This window comes from Nocardioides sp. Bht2 (assembly GCF_047308515.1).
Classification (GTDB): Bacteria; Actinomycetota; Actinomycetes; order Propionibacteriales; family Nocardioidaceae; genus Nocardioides.
In genome coordinates this window covers 77,685-101,299 of the sequence record NZ_JBLBWI010000012.1, presented here as the reverse complement: position 1 = coordinate 101,299, position 23,615 = coordinate 77,685, and the positions used below count along the sequence as shown (strand labels likewise).

Annotated in this window: 20 protein-coding genes; 13 read left to right on the top strand and 7 right to left on the bottom strand. The window is 68.8% G+C overall.

Features of this window, described 5'->3' with window-relative positions:
* Nucleotides 1-5 precede the first annotated feature (5 nt).
* Nucleotides 6-440: an SRPBCC family protein gene (locus ACLM5J_RS15055; RefSeq protein WP_413657261.1), complete on the bottom strand. Its 435-nt coding sequence runs from the start codon at nt 438-440 to the stop codon at nt 6-8.
* 111 nt (nt 441-551) lie between these two features.
* Here ACLM5J_RS15055 and ACLM5J_RS15050 point away from each other — a divergent pair, with 111 nt between their 5' ends.
* The 10 genes from ACLM5J_RS15050 (at nt 552) to ACLM5J_RS15005 (ending at nt 11,690) form a co-directional block, all read left to right on the top strand.
* The gene (locus ACLM5J_RS15050; protein WP_413657260.1) at nt 552-2,339 is read left to right on the top strand and encodes an AMP-dependent synthetase/ligase; all 1,788 of its coding nucleotides are present in this window, start codon (nt 552-554) and stop codon (nt 2,337-2,339) included.
* 172 nt (nt 2,340-2,511) lie between these two features.
* On the top strand, nt 2,512-3,258 hold the full coding sequence (gene cpaB, locus ACLM5J_RS15045) for a Flp pilus assembly protein CpaB (protein WP_413657259.1): 747 nt from the start codon (nt 2,512-2,514) through the stop codon (nt 3,256-3,258).
* A complete protein-coding gene (locus ACLM5J_RS15040; RefSeq protein ID WP_413657258.1) occupies nt 3,258-4,475 on the top strand; it encodes an AAA family ATPase in 1,218 nt (405 codons plus the stop codon). The genes cpaB and ACLM5J_RS15040 overlap by 1 nt, the downstream gene beginning before the upstream one ends.
* A 44-nt stretch (nt 4,476-4,519) precedes the next feature.
* Nucleotides 4,520-5,992, top strand: coding sequence for a CpaF family protein (locus ACLM5J_RS15035; protein ID WP_413657257.1), 1,473 nt, complete (start codon nt 4,520-4,522; stop codon nt 5,990-5,992).
* Nucleotides 5,992-7,887, top strand: coding sequence for a type II secretion system F family protein (locus ACLM5J_RS15030; protein WP_413657255.1), 1,896 nt, complete (start codon nt 5,992-5,994; stop codon nt 7,885-7,887). Before ACLM5J_RS15035 ends, ACLM5J_RS15030 begins: the two co-directional genes overlap by 1 nt.
* 1 nt (nt 7,888) lies before the next feature.
* Entirely contained in the window at nt 7,889-8,818 is a 930-nt protein-coding gene (locus ACLM5J_RS15025) for a type II secretion system F family protein (protein ID WP_413657254.1), read from the top strand.
* Nucleotides 8,815-10,404, top strand: a complete 1,590-nt coding sequence (locus ACLM5J_RS15020) for a histidine kinase (RefSeq protein ID WP_413657253.1) — start codon at nt 8,815-8,817, stop codon at nt 10,402-10,404. Before ACLM5J_RS15025 ends, ACLM5J_RS15020 begins: the two co-directional genes overlap by 4 nt.
* 35 nt (nt 10,405-10,439) lie before the next feature.
* The gene (locus ACLM5J_RS15015; RefSeq protein ID WP_413657252.1) at nt 10,440-11,075 is read left to right on the top strand and encodes a response regulator; all 636 of its coding nucleotides are present in this window, start codon (nt 10,440-10,442) and stop codon (nt 11,073-11,075) included.
* 157 nt (nt 11,076-11,232) lie between these two features.
* A complete protein-coding gene (locus ACLM5J_RS15010) occupies nt 11,233-11,424 on the top strand; it encodes a Flp family type IVb pilin (RefSeq protein ID WP_413657251.1) in 192 nt (63 codons plus the stop codon).
* 92 nt (nt 11,425-11,516) lie between these two features.
* Entirely contained in the window at nt 11,517-11,690 is a 174-nt protein-coding gene (locus tag ACLM5J_RS15005; protein WP_413657250.1) for a hypothetical protein, read from the top strand.
* 32 nt (nt 11,691-11,722) lie between these two features.
* Here ACLM5J_RS15005 and ACLM5J_RS15000 read toward each other — a convergent pair whose 3' ends face one another.
* From ACLM5J_RS15000 to ACLM5J_RS14975, 6 genes are all read right to left on the bottom strand, one after another.
* Nucleotides 11,723-12,991 (bottom strand): M48 family metallopeptidase, encoded by a 1,269-nt coding sequence (locus ACLM5J_RS15000; RefSeq protein ID WP_413657249.1) that lies wholly within the window; start codon nt 12,989-12,991, stop codon nt 11,723-11,725.
* On the bottom strand, nt 12,988-14,157 hold the full coding sequence (locus tag ACLM5J_RS14995) for a hypothetical protein (RefSeq protein WP_413657248.1): 1,170 nt from the start codon (nt 14,155-14,157) through the stop codon (nt 12,988-12,990). Before ACLM5J_RS14995 ends, ACLM5J_RS15000 begins: the two co-directional genes overlap by 4 nt.
* 47 nt (nt 14,158-14,204) lie before the next feature.
* The gene (locus ACLM5J_RS14990; RefSeq protein ID WP_413657247.1) at nt 14,205-15,200 is read right to left on the bottom strand and encodes an NlpC/P60 family protein; all 996 of its coding nucleotides are present in this window, start codon (nt 15,198-15,200) and stop codon (nt 14,205-14,207) included.
* A gap of 159 nt (nt 15,201-15,359) precedes the next feature.
* A complete protein-coding gene (locus ACLM5J_RS14985; protein ID WP_413657246.1) occupies nt 15,360-15,566 on the bottom strand; it encodes a hypothetical protein in 207 nt (68 codons plus the stop codon).
* A gap of 94 nt (nt 15,567-15,660) precedes the next feature.
* Entirely contained in the window at nt 15,661-16,956 is a 1,296-nt protein-coding gene (locus tag ACLM5J_RS14980; RefSeq protein ID WP_413657245.1) for an NYN domain-containing protein, read from the bottom strand.
* Between the two features lie 39 nt (nt 16,957-16,995).
* Complete coding sequence (locus ACLM5J_RS14975; RefSeq protein ID WP_413657244.1) at nt 16,996-17,259, bottom strand: hypothetical protein; 264 nt, start codon at nt 17,257-17,259, stop codon at nt 16,996-16,998.
* A gap of 112 nt (nt 17,260-17,371) precedes the next feature.
* On the opposite strand from ACLM5J_RS14975, the gene ACLM5J_RS14970 reads away from it, so the two are divergent.
* From ACLM5J_RS14970 to ACLM5J_RS14960, 3 genes are all read left to right on the top strand, one after another.
* A complete protein-coding gene (locus ACLM5J_RS14970) occupies nt 17,372-19,153 on the top strand; it encodes a DEDD exonuclease domain-containing protein (protein ID WP_413657243.1) in 1,782 nt (593 codons plus the stop codon).
* Nucleotides 19,154-19,163: 10 nt separating this feature from the next.
* Complete coding sequence (locus ACLM5J_RS14965; protein WP_413657242.1) at nt 19,164-19,442, top strand: Lrp/AsnC family transcriptional regulator; 279 nt, start codon at nt 19,164-19,166, stop codon at nt 19,440-19,442.
* A gap of 141 nt (nt 19,443-19,583) precedes the next feature.
* Nucleotides 19,584-23,609, top strand: a complete 4,026-nt coding sequence (locus ACLM5J_RS14960; protein WP_413657240.1) for an Ig-like domain repeat protein — start codon at nt 19,584-19,586, stop codon at nt 23,607-23,609.
* The last annotated feature ends 6 nt before the right edge of the window (nt 23,610-23,615 follow it).

The following is a 23,615-nucleotide window of genomic DNA, read 5'->3' as shown; positions in this document are numbered from 1 at the left end:
CGGACTCAGAGCGACTCGACGCGCTTCTTGAGGCCCTTGAGCGCGGTGTCGATCAGGATCTTCTCGCCCTTGCGCTTGAGCATGCCGATCAACGGGATCGAGACGTCCAGCGAGAGCCGGTAGGTGACCTCGGTCCGGCCGGCGCCGAGATCCCGCAGCACGTAGGCGCCGTCGAGGGAGCGGAGCATCTTGCCCTGCACCAGCGTCCAGGTGACCTGACGATCGCCGTCCCAGACGTAGGCGAGCGTGTACTCGTCGCGGATCGGGGCGACGTCGAGCTCGAAATAGACCTGCTCGGCGCGGTCGCCGGCCATGGAGAGGACGTTCACCGCCTTCATCCCCTTGGCCCAGATGGGATAGGCAGCGAAGTCGGCGATGACGTCCATCACCGCCGCAGGCGCGGCTTCAACGATGATCGACGACGTGGTCTGTTCGGGCATCCCGGTCCCCTGTCGGTCCGTGGCAGTACAGGAGTCGGAGCGTACCGGATGTCCCGGGCGACGCTTTGCCGGGTAACGTGCCAGCTACATCTCGCTCTAGGAGGCAGCAACGTGCGTGAGTTCTCCACGCCCCTGGCGGTAGACATCCCCAAGACGGGGAACCTCACGGACGACGTCGTCCGTAACGCGCGCGAAGCCGGGGACGCCGTCCTCTTCAGCGTTCGCTCCGGCGAAACCTGGAGCGAGGTCACCGCCAGCGCCTTCCACGACGAGGTCGCCGCTGTCGCCAAGGGCCTGATCGCCTCCGGCGTCGAGGCCGGAGACCGGGTCGCCCTGCTCTCCCGGACCCGGTACGAGTGGACTCTGGCCGACTACGCGATCTGGTTCGCCGGCGCGGTCACCGTGCCGATCTACGAGACCTCCTCGGCCGACCAGGTCGAGTGGATCCTCCAGGACTCCGGTGCCACCCTGGCGATCGTCGAGTCCGCCGAGCACCTGGCCAAGGTGAAGCCGGTCCAGGACTCGTCGCCGACCCTGCGCGAAGTGGTGACGATCGACGAGAACGCCATCGAGGAGCTGCGCCGCCGCGGCGCCGAGATCACCGACGAGGCACTCGAGGCCCGCCGCAGCACCGCGACCCCGCTCGACCTCGCCACCTTGATCTACACCTCGGGCACCACCGGTCGTCCCAAGGGCTGCATGCTCACCCACGGAAACTTCATGTTCGAGCTGGGTGTGGCGATCGAGGAGCTGGAGCTGCTCTTCAAGAAGAACGGCGCCTCGACGCTGCTCTTCCTCCCGCTCGCCCACGTCTTCGCCCGGATCGTCCAGATCGGCGCCTTCAAGGCCCGGGCCCGACTCGGGCACTCCGCGGACATCAAGAACCTGGTCGACGACCTCGGTGCGTTCAAGCCGGGCTTCATCCTGGCGGTGCCGCGGGTCTTCGAGAAGGTCTACAACACCGCCTCACAGCGGGCCGAAGCCGACGGCAAGGGGAAGATCTTCCAACGGGCCGCCGACATCGCGATCGCCTACAGCCGCGGCGTCGAGGCCGGCAAGATCTCGCTGCCCGTCCGGCTCCAGCACGCGGTCTTCGACAAGCTGGTCTACAGCAAGCTCCGAACCACCCTCGGTGGCCGCTGCGAGTACGCGATCTCCGGCGGCGCGCCGCTGGGCGAGCGCCTGGGCCACTTCTACCGCGGCATCGGCCTCACCATCCTGGAGGGCTACGGCCTCACCGAGACCACCGCTGCGCTCTCGGTCAACCTGCCGGACGCCGTCAAGATCGGTACCGTCGGACGCCCCTTCCAGGGCACCACGGTCCGGGTCGCCGACGACGGCGAACTGCTGTTCAAGGGCGGCCAGGTCTTCGCCGGCTACTGGAACAACGAGGACGCCACCCGTGAGGCGCTGGCCGACGGCTGGTTCCACAGCGGCGACGTCGGCGAGGTCGACGACGAGGGCTTCATCAAGATCACCGGTCGCAAGAAGGAGATCCTGGTGACCGCGGGCGGCAAGAACGTGGCGCCCACGGTGCTGGAGGACCGCCTGCGCAGCCACCCACTGATCAGCCAGACCATGGTGGTCGGCGACGGTCAGCCGTTCATCGCCGCGCTGATCACCATCGACCCGGAGTACTTCCCCTATTGGGCCGAGCAGAACCAGAAGACCGGCAGCATCGCCTCCCTGGTCGACGATGACGTGCTCCGGGCCGCGGTCCAAGGTGCGGTCGAGGAGGCCAACAAGGCGGTCTCCAAGGCCGAGTCGATCCGGAAGTTCACCATCCTGGCGAGCGACTGGACCGAGGAGGGCGGGCAGCTCACCCCGAGCCTGAAGCTCAAGCGGAACGTCGTGATGCGGGAGTTCCGCGACGACGTCGAGGCGCTCTACGCCCGCTGACCAAGGCACTCAAGCACCACAGGCACCACCCGCCACTAGTCCTTTCGGGCTATATGCGCCGATCCGTATGTCTAACCAGCCCCATTTGAGGCATGTTTGGGTCGCATCGGCCACGGCTTCTGGCGGGAGGGAGTCGGGACGTGTTTGAAGCGACCCTTGGAAAGTGGTGGTCATGGACCGTCGGAAGATTCTGCTCGTCCTCGCAGCGGTCATCGCTGCACTAGGCACGCTCCTGGTGTTCTTGTATGTGCAAGGCGCCGATGAGCGGGCCAAGGAGGATGTCGAGGCCATCGAGGTCCTCAAGGCAGTGAAGGAGATCCAGCCCGGGGAGGAGTTCGACGACGCCGCTTCGGCCGGCAAGTTCGAGCGTGCCGAGGTGCCGCGCGACCAGGTGCTCCCGGGTGCCGTCGCCAGCCTCGACGACCTCAAGGGTCTGCGCGCCACTGCCCGGGTCTTCCCCGGCGAGCAGGTGACGACCTCCAAGTTCGGCTCCGGCGCCGTCGAGAACGAGTCCCTGGCCATCCCTGAGGGGATGATGGCGATCTCGGTCAACCTCACCGACGCCGCCCGCGTCGCCGGCTTCGTGACTCCGGGCTCCGAAGTGATCATCTTCGCCACCGAGGCCGACCCCGACGAGCGGGAGCCGCGCTGGAGCGGAACCCTGATCCCCCGCGTCAAGGTGATCGGCGTCGGCGCCAGCTCGACGATCACCAGCACCCGCACCAACTCCGACGGTGACCAGGTCACCGAGGAGATCCCGCGCACCCTGATCACCCTCGCGGTGACCCAGGAGCAGGCCACCCGGCTGCAGTTCGCCAGCTTCGAGACCGAGTTGGCCTTCGGCCTGCTCACCGCCGACTCGAAGGTCAACGACGGCCCGGTGATCGCCAAGCGCAACTTCTTCCCCAAGGCACCGTGATGCCGATCATCGTTGAACGTGATCCGGCCCTGATCGGCCACCTCGCCGCCATGCTCCCGCCCGGCGCCCACGGCGTCGACAGCGCGGAGGCGATGCACGCCTGGCTGAGCCGCAACGGCAGCGAGTACGCCGTCGTGGTCGGCCCGACGATCGAGCTCGGCGCGGCGATCGACCTCTGCGAGTCGATGCGGTACACCCGACCGACGACCAGCGTGATCCTGGTCCGCGACGAGGTGGACACCGAGGTCCTCTACAAGGCGATGCAGTCGGGAGCGCGCGACGTCGTCCGCGGCGACGACCCGACCGCCGTCGCGGCAGCGGTGGGCCGGGCTCAGCAGCTGTGGAAGGCGCTGCACGGCGGCCAGGAGGCAGCAGGTGCCACCGGCGACGGCAAGATCATCACGGTCTTCTCCCCCAAGGGCGGCGTCGGCAAGACCACGACCTCGGTCAACCTGGCCCTGGCCCTTGCCGAGGGCGGTGCCCGCAAGGTCTGCCTGGTCGACCTCGACCTCGCCTTCGGTGACGTCGCGATCACCATGCAGCTCTTCCCGCACCACACCATCGAGGAGGCGATCGGTGGCGAGGACTCCATCGACTTCGCGATGGTGGAGTCGCTGCTCACCCGGCACGACCAGTCGCTGATGGTGTTGGCGGCGCCCAGCCTGCCGGACGCCCGAGACCGGGTCACCGCCACTCTGATCGCGCGGATGATGCGCACCCTCAAGCGCGAGTTCGAGTACGTCGTGGTGGACACCTGCCCCAGCTTCGACGAGCAGACCCTGCAGGCGCTCGACGAGACCGACGAGTGCGTGATCGTGGCGACCCTCGACGTGCCGACGTTGAAGAACGTCAAGGTGGCGCTGGAGACCCTGGACCTGCTCAACATCGCTCAAGGCAATCGGCATCTGGTGTTGAACCGCGCCGACGACGCGGTCGGTCTGGACGCCGAGAAGGTCGAGGCGATCCTGGGGATGCCGATCACCACGATGATCCACTCCTCGATCGACATCGCCGCGGCCACCAACGCCGGTAAGCCGATCGTGATCTCGAACCCGGCACACCAGGCCAGCAAGCAGTATCAGGCTCTCGCCACCTTGCTCTCGGCCGACGAGGAGCCGACCCCGGTCCCCGCCGCCGGCGGTGTCTCCGCCCATACCGCGCAGGCCCCGGTGGTCAGCTCCCCGCGCGTCTCGCGTTGGCGTCGTTCGCGGCGCTGACCCTTTGTCCGCAGTACCTTCCACCCCGTCTGTGAGGAGCCCCGATGAGCAGCTTGGGTGACCGTCTTGCCAAGGCGAAGGCCGGTGCCGGCGCTGAGGAACAGCCCGTGCGCGACACCGCCGTCGCCGACTCCGTGCTGGCCACCGCCGCCGGTGAGCCCGAGGGCCGCCGCGTCGCCAACGCGGGCACTCCCGTCGACCCGTCGGTGACCCGTCGGCTCGCCCACGCCGCCAGCCAGCACCACGACCGGCTCGAAGAGCTGAAGGGCAGCATCCACGCGGAGCTGCTGCGCCAGCTCGGGCCGCAGCTCTACGACGTCAACATGGATCAGGACGAGTTGGAGCGCCGGGTCCGCCAGGTGCTCAAGGACGTCCTCGGGGCCCAGGACCGCCCGCTGAGCAACAGCGACCGGACCCAGGTCACCTTGGAGATCACCGACGACATCCTCGGCTACGGCCCGATCGAGCCGTTCCTGCGTGACCCCGACGTCACCGAGGTGATGGTCAACGGCGCCGACAACGTCTGGTTGGAGAAGCGCGGTCGCCTGGTCTGGGCCGACGCCAAGTTCACCGACGAGACGCACCTGCGCCGCACCATCGACAAGATCGTCTCCCGGATCGGACGCCGGGTCGACGAGTCCAGCCCGATGGTCGACGCCCGTCTCCCCGACGGGTCCCGGGTCAACGCGGTGATCCCGCCGCTGGCCATCGACGGCTCGGCGCTCACCATCCGGAAGTTCTCCGCCGACCCGTTGACCGCCGCGGACCTGGTCGCGTTCGGCTCGATGACCCAGCGCGCCAGCGACTTCCTCGACGCCTGCGTCCGGGGCAAGCTGAACGTCGTGGTCTCCGGCTCCACCGGCGCCGGTAAGACGACCACCCTCAACGTGCTCTCCTCCTTCATCCCCAACGACGAGCGGATCGTCACCATCGAGGACGCCGCAGAACTGCAACTGCACCAGGAACACGTGGTGCGCCTGGAGTCCCGCCCGGCCAACCTCGAGGGCCGTGGCGCCGTCGAGATCCGGGACCTGGTGATCAACTCCCTCCGGATGCGTCCGGACCGGATCATCGTCGGTGAGGTCCGCGACGCCTCCGCACTCGACATGCTGCAGGCGATGAACACCGGTCACGACGGCTCGATCTGTACCGTCCACTCGAACGGGCCGCGCGACACCCTGGCCCGGATCGAGACGATGGTGCTGATGGCCGGTATGGACCTGCCGATCAAGGCGATCCGGGAGCAGATGGCTTCGGCGATCGACCTGATCGTGCACCAGAGCCGGTTCAAGGACGGTAGCCGTCACATCACCCACATCACCGAGGTGGAGCGGATGGAGGGCGACGTGATCACCCTCCAGGACGTCTTCGTCTTCGACCACTCGGCCGGGTTCGACGAGGACGGCCGGAGCCGCGGTCGGCTCCGCTCCACCGGCCTGCGCCCGAAGTTCCTGGAGAAGCTGGCCTACGCCAACGTCACGGTCGACCCCACCCTCTTCTCAGCGGACGGCCTGTAATGCGTCGGGCGTTCGCCGCGGTGGCGGCGGCCGTTGCCTGTATCGGGTTGAGCGCCGTCGCGCATCCGGCGTCGGCGGCCGAGGACGACCTGCAGATCAACCACATCCAGTCCGACGGCGGCACCGTGAAGCTGCTCGCCACCGTGCCAGAGGCCTCGGCCGACGAGATCACGGTGACGATCGCCGGCAAGCCCGCCACGGTCGAGGTGGAGAAGGTCGAAGGATCCTCCACCGAGATCGTCCGGACCGCGGTGATCGCCTTCGACACCAGCAAGTCGATGCGCGGCAAGGGATTCCTGGAGCCCGCCAAGGCGGCGGCTCTCGCCTTCGTCGACAGCGTCCCCGACGACGTCCGGGTCGGCCTGGTCACCTACGACTCCGCCGTCCAGACCCTGCTCAAGCCGACGCTGGACCGGGATCAGGCCCGGACCGTGATCGGTGGACTCCGCACCGCCCCGGACACCCTGCTCAACGACGGCATCATCCAGGCGGTCGCGGTCGCCGGGAACGTCGGCCAGCGGCAGGTGCTGGTGCTCTCGGACGGCCGCGACTCCGGCAACACCCCGGACACCGCGGTGATCGCCGCGATCCAGAAGGCCGGTGTCCAGGTCGACGTCGTCGCGCTGCACAAGGACGCGAAGGCGCTCTCCTCGTTGGAGGCGTTCGCCGAGGCCGGCAACGGCACCGTGATCGACTCGGACGCCGAAGCGCTGCGCGCCACCTTCAGCGACGAGGCTGCCGCACTGAGCCGGCAGATGCTCATCAGCGCTGCGATCCCGGACGGCGCCAGCACCGTCGAGGCGAACGTCGTCCTCACCGCTGGCGAACTCTCCACCAACCGTCAGGTGGTGCTCCGCGAGGCCGAGACCACGCTGCCGCCCGCGGCGGCCGGTTCGAACTCCGAGTCGAGCATCCAGATCTCCAAGCCGGTGCTGTACGCCGGGATCGCGGCCCTCGGCCTCGGTCTGCTGTTGCTGCTCGGCGGTGTCATGTACTCGGCAACGTCGCCGCGCACGGGTCCGAGCGCCGAGCAGCGGATCGCCGCCTACACGTCAGGATCGGCCGGCCCGGCCCGCGGCGACGGCCCCCAGTTGACGCTGGACCAGGCCCGCGACGCGGCGGCCTCGGTGCTGAGCAAGAACAAGGGTGTCGAGGAGCGGATCGCGGCTCGCCTGGTCGCCGCCGGCTCGCAGATGCGGGCCGCGGAGTGGGTGCTGCTGCACGGCGCGATCGCTCTGCTCGCGGGGCTGGTCGGCGCGCTGCTGGGGGGCGGCAGCCTGCTGGTGATCGTGATCTTCCTGATCCTCGGTGCGCTGGTTCCCTGGCTCTGGCTCGGTTTCAAGCGGAAGCGCCGCCTCGACGCCTTCGGCGACCAACTTCCCGACACCCTCCAGTTGATCGCCGGCAGCCTGAGCGCCGGCATGTCGCTGGCGCAATCGCTCCAGACCGTGGTCGAAGAGGGCAGCGAGCCGATGGCCGGCGAGTTCCGCCGCGCCCTGGTCGACGCACGGCTGGGACTCCCCCTTGAGGACGCCTTGGAGGAGATCGCCCGTCGGACGCAGAGCCGGGACTTCGCCTGGGTGGTGATGGCGATCCGGATCCAGCGTCAGGTCGGTGGAAACCTCGGTGAACTGCTCACCACGGTGGCGGCGACGATGCGAGAGCGGGCCTATCTACGCCGGCAGGTTCGCACTCTGTCGGCGGAAGGACGGCTCTCAGGGTGGATCCTCGGGCTCCTCCCAGTCGCGATGGCGCTCTACATGCTGCTGGTGCGGCGCGAGTACATCAGCAAGCTGTGGACCGAGCCGATGGGCCTCGCCTTGCTCGTTGCAGCCGTCGTCATGCTGTCCCTCGGCGGCTTCGTGATCAGCCGCATCGTCAAGGTGGAGGTCTGAGATGGCACTGCTACTCGGCGCGCTGCTGATCTTCGGCGCACTTTTCTTGGTGTTCTCCGCGATCGGCGGACTCAGCCCCGAGCGCCAGGGCGTCTCGAGATCGCTTGAGGTGTTGGAGGCGATGACCGGCACGCCCGCTGCCGAACCAGGGGTGGAGGCGGACCAGCCGTTCAGCGAACGGGTACTGATCCCGCTCCTGGAGCGGTTGCAAGGCCTGGGCCGCCGGATCACCGGCGCCGACCAGGCCGAGCGGATCCGGCAGCAGTTGGACCGCGCCGGCAACCCTGCCGGCTGGACCGTCGACCGGGTCTCATCGGGCAAGATCCTCGGCACGGTCGTCGTCCTCGCCTTCGCTGCATACTTCGCTCTGATGCTCGGAGCGCAGGCGCCGATCCTCATTCTGTCGCTGGCCGTCGGCGCCGTGTTGGGCTTCTTCGCCCCCAACATCTGGCTCTACAACACCGCCGTCAAGCGGGAAGAAGAGCTGCTCAAAGAGCTTCCCGACGCGATCGACCTACTCACGATCTCCGTAGAGGCGGGGCTCGGTTTCGACGCCGCCCTCCAGCACGTCGCCCGGAACACCGAGGGACCGCTGGCCGGTGAGCTCAACCGCGTGCTGCAGGAGATGCAGATCGGCAGGAGCCGCACCGAAGCGCTCCGTGGCCTCGGCGAACGGAGCAACGTCAAGGACCTGAAGACCTTCGTCTCGGCGATGGTCCAGGCCGACTCGGTCGGAATCCCGATCGCGCAGGTGCTCCGGGTGCAGTCCGGCGAGATCCGGATCAAGCGTCGGCAGCGGGCGGAGGAGAAGGCCAGTCAGGTGCCGGTCAAGATCATGGTGCCGGTGATCCTCTTCATCCTGCCCTGTCTGCTGATCGTGGTGATCGGCCCCGGCATGATCGGGATCACTGAGGCCTTCGGCAGCAAGTGAGCGGACTCGACGAGCGGACCCGCTACGCCTCGGTCACCGCCGGGGCGCGGGTCTTCGCGCTGGTCATGCTGGCACTCCCGGTGGCGGTCACCGGCGACTTGGCCCCCATCTTCGCGGTGGTGATCCTGGCCGCCGTCTGGCTGGTCGTCGTCTTCCTCGAGGGGATGAGCCGGTTCCCGGTGATGCCGGCCCTGGTGGTCGAGGCCAGTGTGGTCGCGCTCCTTTCCGGCATCACGCTGTCGGAGTCAGCCGTGCTCCTTCCCGCCTTGGCGGTGCCGCTCTTCATCGCCGGGTTGGTCCGCGGCGCGCGCGGACTCCTTGAGGTGCTCGGTGCCGTCGTAGTGGTGCTGATCGCCGCCACCGTGCCGAACGATGCGGTGACTCTCAACGTCGACCTGGTCTCCACCATCTTCACCTGGTTGATGGTGGCTGTCGGTACCGGGGCGATCGGCGCCGTGGTCCACAACGTCCGCGGCGAGCACCAGACGACGGCCCACTCCTACCGCGAGGCGCGCGACCTGCTCACCCAGCTCACCGACCTCTCCGATGAACTGGTCGACGGTCTCAACCCGGTCAGCATCGCGCAGAACATCATCGATCTGACCCGCGAGGAGCTTCCGATCGCCGGGGCCGTCGTCTACACCGGGGCCGCCTACGGAGTGGCACCGCTGTTGGAGGGCGACGTCCTGGTCACCGGCGAGGCGCCGATCAGCGATCTGGTCCATGAGGTGCTCGAGACCCAGCGCCCGGTGATGCGCGAGGGTGATCTCGCCTTCCCGCTCGTTACCGAAGGGGGCGTGGTTGGCGTGGTGGCGGCCAGCCTGCACCCGGCCTTCGTCCGCTCCCGGTCGGCGACCCTGATCACCCTCAAGGACCTGGTCACCCGACTCTCCCCCGAGGCGGTCCAGCTGGACACCGCTCTCCTCTTCGCCAGCATCCAGGCCGAGGCAACCGCCGAGGAGCGGCAACGGCTGGCCCGGGACCTGCACGACGGCGTCGCCCAGGACCTGGCCGCCTTCGGCTACCTGATCGACGGCATCGAGGACGCCCGTTCCAGCGACGACCAGGCGGCGTTGGTGGCGGAGCTCCGCGACGAGCTCAGCCGGGTGGTGGCCGAACTGCGCCGCTCGATCTTCGGGCTCCGCAACGAGGCGACCAGCGCACTCAGCCTGGGCCAGAGCGTCCAGGCGATGGCCGAGCACATCGAGAGCCGCGCCGGCATCCCGGTCGAGGTCAACCTGGACGAGAGCGACACCCGGCTCCGCGCCGACGTCGAGACGGAGCTGCTGCGGATCGTCCAGGAGGGGATGAACAACGCCGTCAAGCATGCTCGGGCCTCCCGGATCAGGGTGGCCTGCTCCGTCCATCCGCCGTACGCCCGGCTCCGGGTGATCGACAACGGGCGTGGCCTGCAGGCCGCGCGCGCCGACTCGCACGGGCTCCGGATCATGCGTGAGCGGGCCCGGCGGATCGGCGCCGACCTCGACCTACGTAGTACTGAGGGCAGAACGGGTACCGAGCTTGTGGTCGAGCTCAATGCAGGTGCCCACCCCGCCTCACCCCCACTCTCATTCGAATCACCGTGAATCCGATCTCTCAGCGAAGTCAGTAGGAGGACACCATGTTGCGTGTGGTTCTGATCGATGATCACGAACTCATCCGGACCGGCCTCGGCCGCGCTTTCGAGCGTGAGGAGGACATGACCGTGGTCGGTGTGGCCGGCGGGGTGGCCCGCGGCCTACAAGCGATCAGCGAGCTCCACCCCGACGTGGTGGTCACCGATCTGCAGTTGCCCGACGGCACCGGGCTGGATCTGGTCAAGACGATCCGGCAGCGCGACGAGAAGATGGGCCTCGTCGTGCTCACCATGCATTCGGGCGACGACCACATCTTCGCCGCGATGGAGGCGGGAGCCTCCGCCTTCGTCGGCAAGGACGCCCCCTCCCGCGAGGTGGTCAACGCCGCCCGGCACGCCGCCGTCTCGCCGCGCACCTTCCTCTGCTCCGGCCTGGCCGGGGCGATGATGCGCCGGGCCAGCGACGACCGGCCACGGCTCTCCGAGCGGGAGAAAGAGGTACTCGGGCTGCTCGCCGAAGGACTGGGCACCGCGGCGATCGCCGGCCAGCTCTACATGAGCGAGTCGACGGTGAAGACCCATATCGCCCGGGTCTACCAGAAGCTGGGTGCCACCAACCGCGCCCAGGCCTTGGTCACCGCGATGCGGACCGGCCTGTTGAGCTCGGTAGCCCCCCAATAGGAGCAGAGGACAAATAGCCCTTTCGGGCTATGTCGCCCCGACCGAAGGCCCGATGTGACGGGCGCGACAACGAGGCAGAGTTCTCTGTGTGAGCGGGCCACACGGCCTGACCGAACATGTGGGCAACGCAGCAATCAGCTGACAAAAGGGGAAAACAATGATCGAGTTCTACGCCAAGATGCTGGCCTTCCTCACCGCCGAGCGTGAGGATGAGAAGGGCGCCACCGCCGTTGAGTACGGTCTGCTCGTCGCGCTCATCGCCGCAGCGCTCATTGCGGTGATTGGTTTCCTGGGCGACGGCATCGAGCGGACCTTCCAGGACGTCGTCGACGCGCTGCCGGGTGCCTGACGCCCCTGTTGTAGGCCCGAACGCCGGGTGTCCGCAGAAGTGGACACCCGGCGCTTTCGCCATTTCCCACTGTTCCGAGGAGCCAGGCAGAGATGACGTCACCACCATCCGCCTTGTCAGCCGACGAGGACCTCGGCGCAACCGCCGTCGAGTACGCCTTCCTCATCGCACTGATCGCAGCGGTGATCGCAGTAGCTGTCGGTAACTTTGGCGGTTTCGTAGCTACGCTCTTCGAGGCTGCACAGGAGGGCTTCCCCGGCGGGTAGCCAAGGTCATCTGCGGACGATCGACGGTCCGCCTACTCCCCCGCGAACTCCCGCGCCATCGCGACCCGCTGCAACACCGTCGGGTGCGTACCGAACCAGAACTGGCTGAACGCCGGCGGTGTCGGATCACAGACCGCCCGGATACAGAGTGTTCGCTGCATCGCGAGGAACGCCTCCGGATCGCCGGTCATCTCCAGCGCGGTCTCATCGGCGCGGGTCTCGATCGTGCGGCTGATCGTCGCCTGGACCGGACTGGCCAGCAACGTGCCGACGGCCACCAGAGCCAGGACCAACGGGATCACCCGGACATCCCCCGCCCCCTCGCTGCCGCTATGCCGGCGGAGCCAGGTGGCATTCACCAGCACCGCCAACAGGCTGACGCCGAACGCGGTGCCGACCGCCCCTAGCGCGGTCCCGGTGACCACGTCGCCGTCCCGGGCATGTCCCAACTCATGGGCCACCACACTGAGCACCTGAGGCTCGGGCACCGAGCTGACCAGGTTGTCGTAGACGACGACGCGCTTCGTCGAGCCGAAGCCCGACACGTAGGCGTTCAGCGTGGTCGTCCGGCGGGAGGCGTCGGCGATCAGCACGTCGTCGACCTTGACGCCCTCCTCGTCCGCGAGCGCCATGATCGAGCTCCGCAGGTCGCCGTCGGGCATCGTCTCGAAGTCGTTGAAGACCGGCTCCAGCAGCACCGGGTAGAGGTAGGAGCCGACCACCACCAGCCCCGCACCCACACCGGCCGCGACCGCCGGCCACCAGACCCGCCAACGCCGGGCGCACCAGATCAGCAGGGTCAGCACCAGCGCCGTGAGCAGCACCTGGACCACGTACTCGCGGGCCAGGTCCGCGATCCAGCCCGACGTCGCCTGCTGGGTGAGCCCCTCGTCCAGCCGGCGCTGCCTGGCCGCCCAGGCGAAGGGCAACGTGGCCAGCCGGGTGATCAAGGCGAAGAGGGCGACGGCGCCCACGGCTGCGATCGGCCACCACCGGGTACTACCACGCACCAGCCGTGAGCCGAGCCTGGTCAACCCGAAGAGCGCAGCCACCAGCGTGGCCACGCCGAGCGAGCTCCACCCCAGGATCCGCGCCGTCGAGGCGTACTCCTCCCCTCGGCGGATCTGGGCGGTGGTGAAGACGCTCTCCGCCGGCGCGGGGCCGGCGACCTGGTCGCCTGCGCCCCACGGCACCAACCAGGCGACCAGCACCACGAAGGCGACGCCGCTGACCAGCAACACGATCAACGCCACCAGTGAGGGGGTGAACCCCTGCGCCCTACCCGAGAATGGACTCTTCACCCTGCCAACTCCAGCAGTCTCTCGCCCCAGAGCGCAACCAGCTCTGCCTCGCTGATCCCGAAGACCTTCCGCAGAGTGGGGCCGACGCTCGCCCCCGCCATCACCCGCTGATGGAACTGCAGCAACGCCGATTCGCCACCGCGGTCCGCCAACACCGTGCAGACCATCCAGGCCGCTTCATATGAGGCCCCGAGCTTCGCCGTTCGCGCCGCGAACTCCGCGTCGCTGGGCAACGTCGTGGGTGCGCCGTTCTTCCGTACCTGCGCGATGATCTGGGCAGCCGCCCGCGTCACGGGCACGTCCGAACCACGCAATGCCACGTAGTCGGCGAACCCTTCGGTCAGCCAGAGCGGAACTGCGACAGCGGTCGCCGCCCCGGTGGCGACATGGGTCACCTCGTGGGTGATCACCACTTGGGCGCCACGCGGCGCGAGCGAGCCAAACTGTGCCGGGTTCAGGAAGATATGGGTGGGCGCTCCGGGCGCCGTCGAGCCGTCGACCGGCGTCGTCACCGCGGCGATCCCGCGGTAGCTCCCCGGATCTGTGCCCAGGGTGCGCTCCAGTTGCGCGACATCGGCCGGTGCCTCGATCACCACGCCCTGGGTCGCCGGCCTCAGCACCTCCCGGACCGCTCGCAGGCCCAGGTCGGCCTGGTGCACGTAGGTTGCCGCACGGGTCTTCGCATCGGCGCCCGCGACGACGGCCAACGCATGCTTGCCACGGGCCACCTCGACCGGCGTCTGCAGCCAGAGTGGAGCCACTCGGCCGCCACCACCGACCCCCACGATCCGTAGGTCGTCGCCGCGCCCGGAGAAGATCATGCTGACCTCGCCCTGGGCGGGGGCACGGTCCGCGTCCGCGAACCGCCAGCTCAGGTCGACGACTCCGGCCCACTGGCCCGGGGCCAGCGTGGCGGAGAGTTCGGCATCGTCCACCAGGAAACGGATGCCGACGTCACTGACCCCGATCGCCTCGACGTTCGTCTCGAAGTAGTCGGGCCAGCGGGCAACCTCGGCGGGACCGGGTTCACCGAGCTCGACCGCAAGGTCAGCGATCACCGAGGCGGCGGCCGCCGGGTCGATCAGGCTGCCCTGGGGCGCGCTGACCGGGTCGGGCTCCTCGGAGCAGCCGGCGAGGACGGCGGCCAACGCAACAGCGCCGGCCACCCACGAACGTGGATGGCCGGCGCCGGAAAGCCTGATGCTCAGCGGAATCAGCCGGGTCGTACGGCGCCCGAGAAGGGCATCGAGAAGACCCCGGAGATCACCACACCGGTGCTCGGGTTCGCGGCGTGCACGATCCGACCGCCACCGAGGTAGATACCGACGTGGCTGACCGGGCTGTAGTAGAAGACCAGGTCGCCAGGCTGCAGGTTGTCCGAGGAGACCGGAGTTCCGTAACCCTGCTGGGCACGCGAGCTGTGCGGGAGGGAGACCCCTGCCTGCCCCCAGGCCACCATGGTCAGACCCGAGCAGTCCCAGGCGTTCGGACCGGCAGCGCCGAAGACGTAGGAGTCGCCGAGCTGGGCGAGCGCGAAGTTGATCGCGGCAGCGGCGCGGCCCGACGCCTTGACGTCGTCCGGCAGGCGGGTGCTGTTGCCGCGGCTCGACTCAGCGGCGATCCGGGCCCGCTCCTCAGCCTTGAGGTCGCCGAGGATGCCCTTGGCCTCTGCCAGCTTGGCGTCCGCCTCCTTGGACTCCTTGGCGAGGGTCTGCTCGGTCTCGGCGAGGTCGTCAGCGCTCTCCTCGGTCGCCTCGCGGCGGATCTGGAGCGCTTTGGACTCGCGGTCGAGCTCGTCGACCGACCGTGCCTGGATGTCGCGGTAGGTGCTGAGCGTGGTCAGCTCGCTGAGGAAGGTCGCCGGGTCGCCGGAGACCACCATCCGGCCGGTGGCCGAGATGGTCTGGCCCTCGTACTCGGCGGCCAGGTCGCGGTCGACCGCGGCCTGGAGCGCGTCGACCCGCTTCTGCTGCTTGGCCTCGTCGGCCCGCAGGTCGCGCAGGTCGGCGCGAAGTTCATCGAGTCGGAGCTCGGCGTCGTGGTGACGCTCGGTAGCTGCCTCTGCCTCGTGGAAGAGCCGGTCGACCTTGGCCTGGACCTGCTCGATATCGGGGTCGGCGTTACTCGGAAGAGCCGGTACCAATGCGATACCGGCGATGGCGATGCTGCTGGCGACCCCTGCGACGAGGCGCAACCGTGCGTGTGGCACGAGCTGACGATCTCCTCTGTATCTTCGCCCGACCGAGGGCCGGACTCAGCGCGACGCCCGAGCCGGTCCGGTTTGACCAACTGGTGCGGGCGCCGTGAAGGCATCAGGTTAGTCGCTGCCGGCGGCAGCGCCAAACACCCATCGCAGATATCGAGACGGTCAGGCAGATTCGACGTCGATCTCCGGCAGCGAGGTGACCAGCCGCAGTGGTGGCACCAGGCCGCCCGCAGCCAGCACGTCGAGCGCGCGCTGCTCGTCGTCGTCGAACGCCAACTCTGGCGGTGGGCCGAGCAGCACGGTGACCACGCAGTCATGGCAGGCGGGGCCACGCACGACGCAGGTGTCGCAGTCGATCTTCAGGCTCATGATGACGTCCTCTCCTTGGTCCGGACGACCGGACTTTCAGTGACGACGGGAGCCTGACAGTGGGGTCCGACACAATCTCCGACGACGCACGGCGTCAGTGCCGGAGCAGCCCCAACAGCGCGCCGGCGCCGACCGTACGCGCCCCCATCCGCCGGACGTCGCGAACCACCTCACGGTCGGAGGTCACCACGACCACCATCCGACCCTCCGGTTCGGCCTCGACCAGGTCGCGGAGCACGTCGTCGGCGATCACGCCCTCCGGACTGAAGAGCACCTTGACGCCGCGCGGCGGGTTGACCAACGGACGGTGCGCGCTCGAGGCGGCGTCGAAGACCACCGTGGTCTCCGCGCCGGTGCGTGCCACCAGGGTGGAGAGTTGTGCCAGCAGGCGGATCCGCTGTGCCTCCAGCGACGACTCCGGCCACGCCTCCTTGCTCACGTTGTAGCCGTCGATCAGCAGCCGCGCCCGGGGCATCGCGAGATACCCCTCCAACAGGCCCGGCCGGGACGGGCTCACGCCGGGTTCGGCGACCGCGTCGCGGGCCGCGGCGATCTCCGCCTCGACCCGTTCGCCCGGAGCGCCGCTGACCGGAGGAAGCGCCAACTCACGGCGCAGCCCTTGGCCGGCGTCGAGCAGCGTGTCGAGCAGCAGACGCGCCCGCAGCGTCGCCTCGTCGCGTTCCGAGCGACTGTCCCGGCGGATCGCGGCGATCTGCGTCTGCAACTCCTCCAGCTGCGACTTCAACCTGCGGTTGTCTGCCAGAGCCGAGGCCAACGCCTGTTCGGCGCTCTCCCTGGCCTGCTCGGCCTCGGTCGCGGCGCGGTCGACATCGGTGACCACCGCGCGCTGCGCGGCCCGCGCCTCGCCGAGCTTGCGCCGCAGACTGGTGTTCTCATCCTTCAGCTCGCCGAGCCGTTCCTTATGCCGCAGACGCTGCTCGCGCAGCGCCCCTTCGGCTTCGGCGATCCGGCCACGGAGCCGCTCCACCTCACGTGGGTCGACGGCGTCGGCCGCGCCTTCGACCTGCTCGACGGCGGCATCGAAGAGCGCCTCCCAGCCGTCGGCACGGGTCAGCCAAGCGATCGCGGCCACCTCGACGGGCTCCGCAACGGCCGGGGCGACGCCGTCGGCCAGGGCCGTGGCCAGGTCGCCGGAGAGCGCGCTGACCAGAGCCGCGACGTGGCCCCGGAAATCGTCGTCGGTCTCGATCGCCGCGGCGATCTGGTTACGCCCCAACCGGGCCCGCCGGGGCGCGGCGAAGGTCGCCACCCGACGCAACGACGGGGGCGGCTCGGCGACCTGGGGCAACACCTCGGCCACCAGGGCGACCACTCGGCTCCGGACCGGATCCGGCAACGAACGCGCGCGGGGAGACTCTGGCTGGTTCACCGGCGTCTCCTTGCGCTTGTTCGGATGGGTATCAGGTGGTTACTGGCCCTGGCTGGGGTCTTGCGAGACCGGAGCGTCGTTGCGACTGACCAGTTCGATCGCATCGCTGCGGTTGCACCAGCGGCAGGTGACCGTCTCCACCGTCTCGGCGAGCAACTCGGTGCTCTCGACGGTCGGCTCACCGGCCAGGTCGAAGTGCCAGAACTCGTTGGTGCGGCGGGTCCGGGTGACGTCGAAGCGAGTCAGGTTGCCGCAGCCAGCGCACCGCCAACGGTTGGTGGTGTCAGGAAGGGTTGCGGTCACAGCTATCTCCTCAGTGCATCGACAGGTAGGCCACACAGCCTAGTGGGTACAAAGCGGACCACCGCGCGCGCCGTCCTGGTTCTGTCGGAGGCCCCGTCTACGGTCCGTTGTCATGAGCAGTACCGCAACGAATTCCGCTCCGCGCTGGGAGGCACAGCGTGGTTTCGACCAGCTCGGTCGGCCGCTCCACGACGTCACCTTCACCGTCGTCGACCTGGAGACCACCGGTGGTTCTGCCGCAGCTGGATCGATGATCACCGAGATCGGCGCGGTCAAGGTTCGTGGTGGCGAGATCCTCGGTGAGTTCCAGACTTTGGTCAACCCGCACAGCGAGATCCCGGCCTTCATCGCGGTACTGACCGGCATCACCAACACGATGGTGGCCAGCTCTCCTCCGATCGAGTCCGCGCTGCCCGCCTTCTTGGAGTTCGCCCAGGGCACCGTGCTGGTCGCCCACAACGCACCGTTCGACGTCGGCTTCCTCAAGCACTTCGCTGCCGAGCAGGGGCGCGACTGGCCGCGCTTCGAGGTGGTCGATACCGCCAAGCTGGCCCGTCGGGTGATCACCCGCGACGACGCCCCGAACTGCAAACTCTCCTCCTTGGCCACCCTCTTCGGCGCCAGCACGACGCCGAACCACCGCGCCCTCGCCGACGCCCGCGCCACGGTCGACGTGCTGCACGGGCTGATGGAGCGCCTGGGCGGGCTCGGGGTGCAGACCTTGGAGGAGTTGCAGGGCTTCAGCGCTCGCGTCTCCACCGCCCAGCGCCGCAAGCGGCATCTCGCTGAGCCGCTCCCCCATGCGCCCGGCGTCTATCTCTTCCGCGACGACCAGGGCCGGGTCCTCTACATCGGCACCTCGCGCGACCTCCGCACCCGTGTCCGCTCCTACTTCACCGCCTCCGAGACCAGGTCCCGGATGGGCGAGATGATCAACCTCGCGGAGAGGGTCGACGCGATCGAGTGCGCCACCACCCTGGAGGCGCAGGTGCGCGAGCTCCGGCTGATCGGTGAGCACAAGCCGCGCTACAACCGGCGCTCCCGCTTCCCCGAGAAGATGCACTTCATCAAGGTCACCCGGGAGCCGTGGCCGCGACTCTCGATGGTGCGCCGCGTGACGGACGACGGCGCCGACTACCTCGGGCCGTTCTCCTCACGGGGTTCCGCCGAGCGCTCACTGACCGCGTTGCACGAAGCGTTCCCGATCAGGCAGTGCTCCGACCGGCTCTCGCGCACGTCCCGTCAGACGCCCTGCGCGCTGGGCGAGATGGGGCGTTGCCTCTCCCCCTGCGACGGTTCGGTCAGCGAAGAGACGTACAGCGCCCTGGTCGACCGCGTCATTGACGCCGTCCACCGGCGGCCCGACGAGGTGATCGCCGCGAGCACCACCCGGATGCTCCGCCTCGCCGAGGACGAACGGTTCGAAGAGGCCGGCGTCCACCGGGACCGGCTCGCCGCCTTCCTCCGGGCGGCGTCGCGGACCCAGCGGTTGACCGGGCTCTCGGGGTGCCCGGAGTTGGTCGCGGCCCAGCGCGAGAAGGACGGCAGGTGGGCCGTCCACATCGTGCGCTACGGCAGGTTGGCGGCGGCGGGACGGATCCCGGCCGGCGCCGACGCGCGGATCTACGTCGATCAACTGCGCGCCAGTGCCGAGACGGTCCTGACCGGGCCCGGCCCGGTCCCCGCGGCAAGTGCCGAGGAGAGCGAGTTGATCCTGCGCTGGCTGGAGTCGGACGGCATCCGGCTGGTCGACGTCGACGGCACCTGGGCGAGCCCGATCGGTGGCGCGACCCGGCACCTCGCCGTCCACGATGCCGTCGAGCAGTCCCGCCGCGATCTGGTGCCGTTCGACGAGCGGCGCAGCCTCACCCCGGTCCACCGGCCCGCCCGGTAGTCTCCGACGTGTGATCACTGCCATCGTCTTCGTCAACGCCGACGTTCACCAGATCCCCGAGGTCGCCGAGCAGATCGCCGCACTCGACGGCGTCAGCGAGGTCTACTCGGTGACCGGTCAGATCGACCTGATCGCGTTGGTCCGGGTCAGCCACGTGGACGACGTGGCAGCCGTGGTGGCCGACAAGCTCAACAAGATCACCGGCGTCACCTCCACCGAGACCCACATCGCTTTCCGCGCCTACTCGCGCCACGACCTCGAGGCTGCCTTCTCCCTCGGCCTGGACTGATCCGCAGAGAAGCACCTTGGCGCCGCCGACCGGCCGGATGAGATAGCCCGATCGGACTATCTCGAAGCGATTTGCCGGGCGGGACCTCGGCACTCCTTCTAGCCTCCGCAGTGGAGTAGATCGCCACACCAGGGGGACCGCGTGCGCTGCCATTTCCGTCGTCTGACCACGACCATCGCCTGCCTGGCCCTGGTCGCCCTCGGTTGGCAGACGCCCGCCAGTGCCGCGCCGGGCACCCCGAGCAACCTCGCCTCCACGGCGGTGGACGGCGGGATGCCGCGACTCTCCTGGGACCGTGTCGACGGTGCCACAAGCTACGAGTTCCAGGTAGCCGCCAACTCGAGTTTCAGCTCGCTCGTGGAGTCCTCCAGCACCACCAACGTCAGCTACGTGCCGACCGTCGGCCTGCCTGCTGCCGGCGCCTGGCGGGTCCGGTCCAAGGACGCCAGCGGCGTAAGCGACTGGGCCGAATCCACCTTCGACCGGGTGACGCCGGCCCCGCCGGCGTTGAACCACCCGATCGACGGCGCGGTGATCCAACAACCGGAGGACTCGCCGTCCCTACGTTGGCAGGGTGTCGCTGGCGCGACGGGCTACAAGGTCCAGATCGGCACCGACTCCTCGTTCAGCGACCCGACGCGCCAGATCGAAGCCACCACCAAAGTGCCCAGCTATCTGTTCAGCCCCACCACAGCGCAGGAGTACTGGTGGCGCGTCGCTGCCGAGGTAGGCACCGGGATCTACACCAGCTGGTCGACGGTCTCCTCGTTCCGGATCCCGGGGCTCCGATCTGTCGACATCACCGGGATGTCGCCGCAGCACAGTTCCCCTGCCGAGTACGTCGAGGACAGCGTCTTCGGCTGGGAGCCGGTCCCGGGCGCGGTCACCTACCAACTCGAGGTCGACACCGACAACGACTTCGACTCCCTCCTCTTCCAGGTCACCGGCGTCACCGGGACGCGCTACGCACGACCCGCCACGTTGGTGAACGACGAGTACTTCTGGCGCGTACGCGGGGTCGACGCCTTCGGGATCCCCAGCGACTGGAGCCAGGCGGCAGTGGCGACCTTCCGCCGCGCCTGGCCGCGGCAACCCCATTTGGAGTACCCGGCGGACGGCGTCACGGTCGACAACCCGGTCTACTTCGAGTGGGCCCCGATCCGCTTGGCCAGCCACTACCGTCTGGAGCTCAGCCAGGACCAGAACTTCAATACCGGCGTAACCAGCTGCACGACGGTGCACACCACCTACGTCCCGAGGACGACAGACGACTGCTGGCCCACCAGCGGCGGCGTCTGGTGGTGGAGGGTGCAAGGGCTCGACCGAGCGCCAGGAAGCAGCAACACCAACGCGGCGGTCACCGACCTGATCTCGGCGCAGAAGCGCAGCTTCGTCTACCAGTCCTGGTCGGTCGACCCCGGCACGATGTCCCCCTCCGACGGCCACGCAGGTCCGCCGCCGACACTGTCCTGGGGCGCCGTCGACGGTGCGGCGAAGTACCGCGTCACCTACACCAAGCTCTCCGACGGCTCGACGACGACCGTAACCACTGCCAGCACCTCCGTCTCGCCGCGGGGGAACCTCAAGCCGAAGGTCTCGGATTCGGAGAGTTACCGCTGGCAGGTCACCCCGATCACCGAGTCGGGCCGGATGGGGAATCCACTGCTGGGCGCGGGCCAACCGTCGTTCACCGTCACCGACAGCGGCTACGGAGCCGCGGCGTCCCCTGAGCCGGTGACGCCTATGGGCGGCACTTTCACCCGCTTCCCCACCCTGACCTGGACGCCGATGAACGGCGCTGACGCAGGGTCGTCCACCAAGCCGCCCAAGTACACGGTGTTGATCCGAGCCGCCGGCGCCCAGAGTTGGACCTCCCTGCCCGGCGATACCCGGCAGGCCAGTTACCAGGATTGGGAGGCCGCCTTCCTCACCCCGGGAACGACCTACCAGTGGATGGTTGTGTCCACCCCGGACGGCTCCGGTTCACCCACCCAGTCCTCGACCTTCGGTTCCTTCACGATGGCTGCCCTCAATGAGGTGACCGGCCATCGCGTCTCGCTGCGGGGCGGAGCGAGCGGTGGCCAGGCCTGTGCCGCCACCCTCCCGGTCCGTTGTGCGGCACTCCCCGAGACGCCGATCCTGGCCTGGGACACGGTCCCGGGCGCCGGCTCGTACCAGCTCACGATCAGCTACGACCAGGAGCACACCAACGTCTTCCGGAGAGTTCGGGTCGACGGAACGCACTACCGGGCGATCGACGCGTTCCCTGACAGCCAGGCCGGAACCGCCTACTACTGGTACGTCCAGCCCTGTGTTGCCGAGACCAGCTGTCGGCCGCTCGCCCACGCCCAGCATGCCTTCGAGAAGAAGAGCAACCCCGTCGTGTCGCTGCCGACCAGCGACACGGATTCGGGGATCCCAGGAACCCAGGTGGGTGACGACGTGACCTTGAGCTGGCAGGACTACGTCGCCAGCCACGACGTCGAGACCACGACCGGGGTCAGCTCCGATGCGCGCATGGAGGCCCGCGCCTACCGGGTCCAGGTGGCCACCGACGAGCTGTTCGCCACCGTGATCGACTCGGCGACCGTCGACCAGAACCAGTTCACCTCCGCCACCGCCACCTATCCCGAAGGCAACCTGTGGTGGCGGGTCCAGGCGATCGACGGGTCCGGCAACTCGCTGCCGTGGAGCGCCCCGGCCAAGCTGGAGAAGCGTTCACAGGTGCCCACGCTCACCTACCCCGCCGACGGCGAGCAGCGTGCGTCCGGGGCCCGCTTCGAGTGGGGCCCCTTGGCCTTCGCGGCCTCCTACGACGTTCAGGTGCGCAAGAACGGCGACACCACCGAGAGCACCAACAACCAGGTGGTCAACACCACCACCAAGCATCCGGCGCTCACGCTGACCACACCGTTGCCGCGAACCGGCGGAACCTATGTCTGGCGGGTGCGCCGGACCGACGCCAAGGGGCGCAAGGGTGCCTGGTCCCCGTGGGGTTCCTTCGCCGTGGACGGTGCCGCGCCGAGCTTCGCTGCGCCGTCCGCGCATGCGGTGGTCGCGCCCAACGGCGGCCTCTTCAGCTGGACGCCGCCCGCCAACGCCGGGGGCGTCGCCGCGTACCGGTTCGAGCGCCGCCGTCCCGGCACCACCTCGCTCACCGAGAGCCAGGTGACGGTCGCGACCGCTTGGGCACCGAAGGCCACCCTGGCAGCTGGCGCCTGGGAGTGGCGTGCCCTCGCCCTGGACACCGACGGCAAAGAGCTCGGCTCGACCGGCGACGTGTGGCGACCCTTCTCAGTGGCCGCGGGACCGGTTGCGCTGCAGGCTCCGATCATCTCCGGCGACGGTGGAAGCGAGCCCGGCCAGAGCCCGGTAGGCGCGGTGCTGACCGTGCAGTCACCGGTGTGGGATCTTTCCGAGGTCGTCGAGAGTTGGCAGTGGTTCCGCGGAAGCAGCGCGATCTCGGGCGCGACCTCGTCGTCCTATCAGGTCGCCCAGGCAGACGTGGGCCGGGAACTCCAGGTGCGGGTCACCGGCCGCAAGGCCGGCTACGCGGAGACGGTCACCACGAGCAACAAGATCAACGCTGTTGCCGGTATCCGCCTGGAGGTCCTTGAAGCTCCCCGGATCGCTGGATCCCCAGCGGTCGGGCAGACTTTGACCGCTGTCCCTGGCACCTGGACGGAGACCAGCAGCGTCACCTACAAGTACCAGTGGCTGCGGGCCGGATCTGCGATCCCTGGCGCTACCAGCCGCAGCTATCGGCCGACCGTCACCGACGTGGTGAAGCGGCTCCAGGTCCAGGTCACCGCATCACGATCCGGCTACCTGAGCGGCACCGAGCTCTCGGCGCCAGTCACCGTACGCAAGCTGACGGCGACCGTCACCGGCTCCTTGATCCCGCGTACGGTGCAGCGAACCAAGAAGGCCAAGGTCAGCGTGAGCCTGCGGGTCACCGGCCTGAGCAGGCCGACCGGAACCATCCAGGTGCTGCGTTCCGGACGTGTGATCAAGACGGCCAAGCTCGCGTCGTCCTCCTACGGCCGGGCCACCCTTACCTTGCCCAAGCTGAAGCCCGGGCGTCACAAGCTGACCGTGCGCTACCTCGGCAGCAGCACGGTGAGTAGCGCGAAGACCGGGACCCTGATCCTCAAGGTCACCCGCTGAACTGGC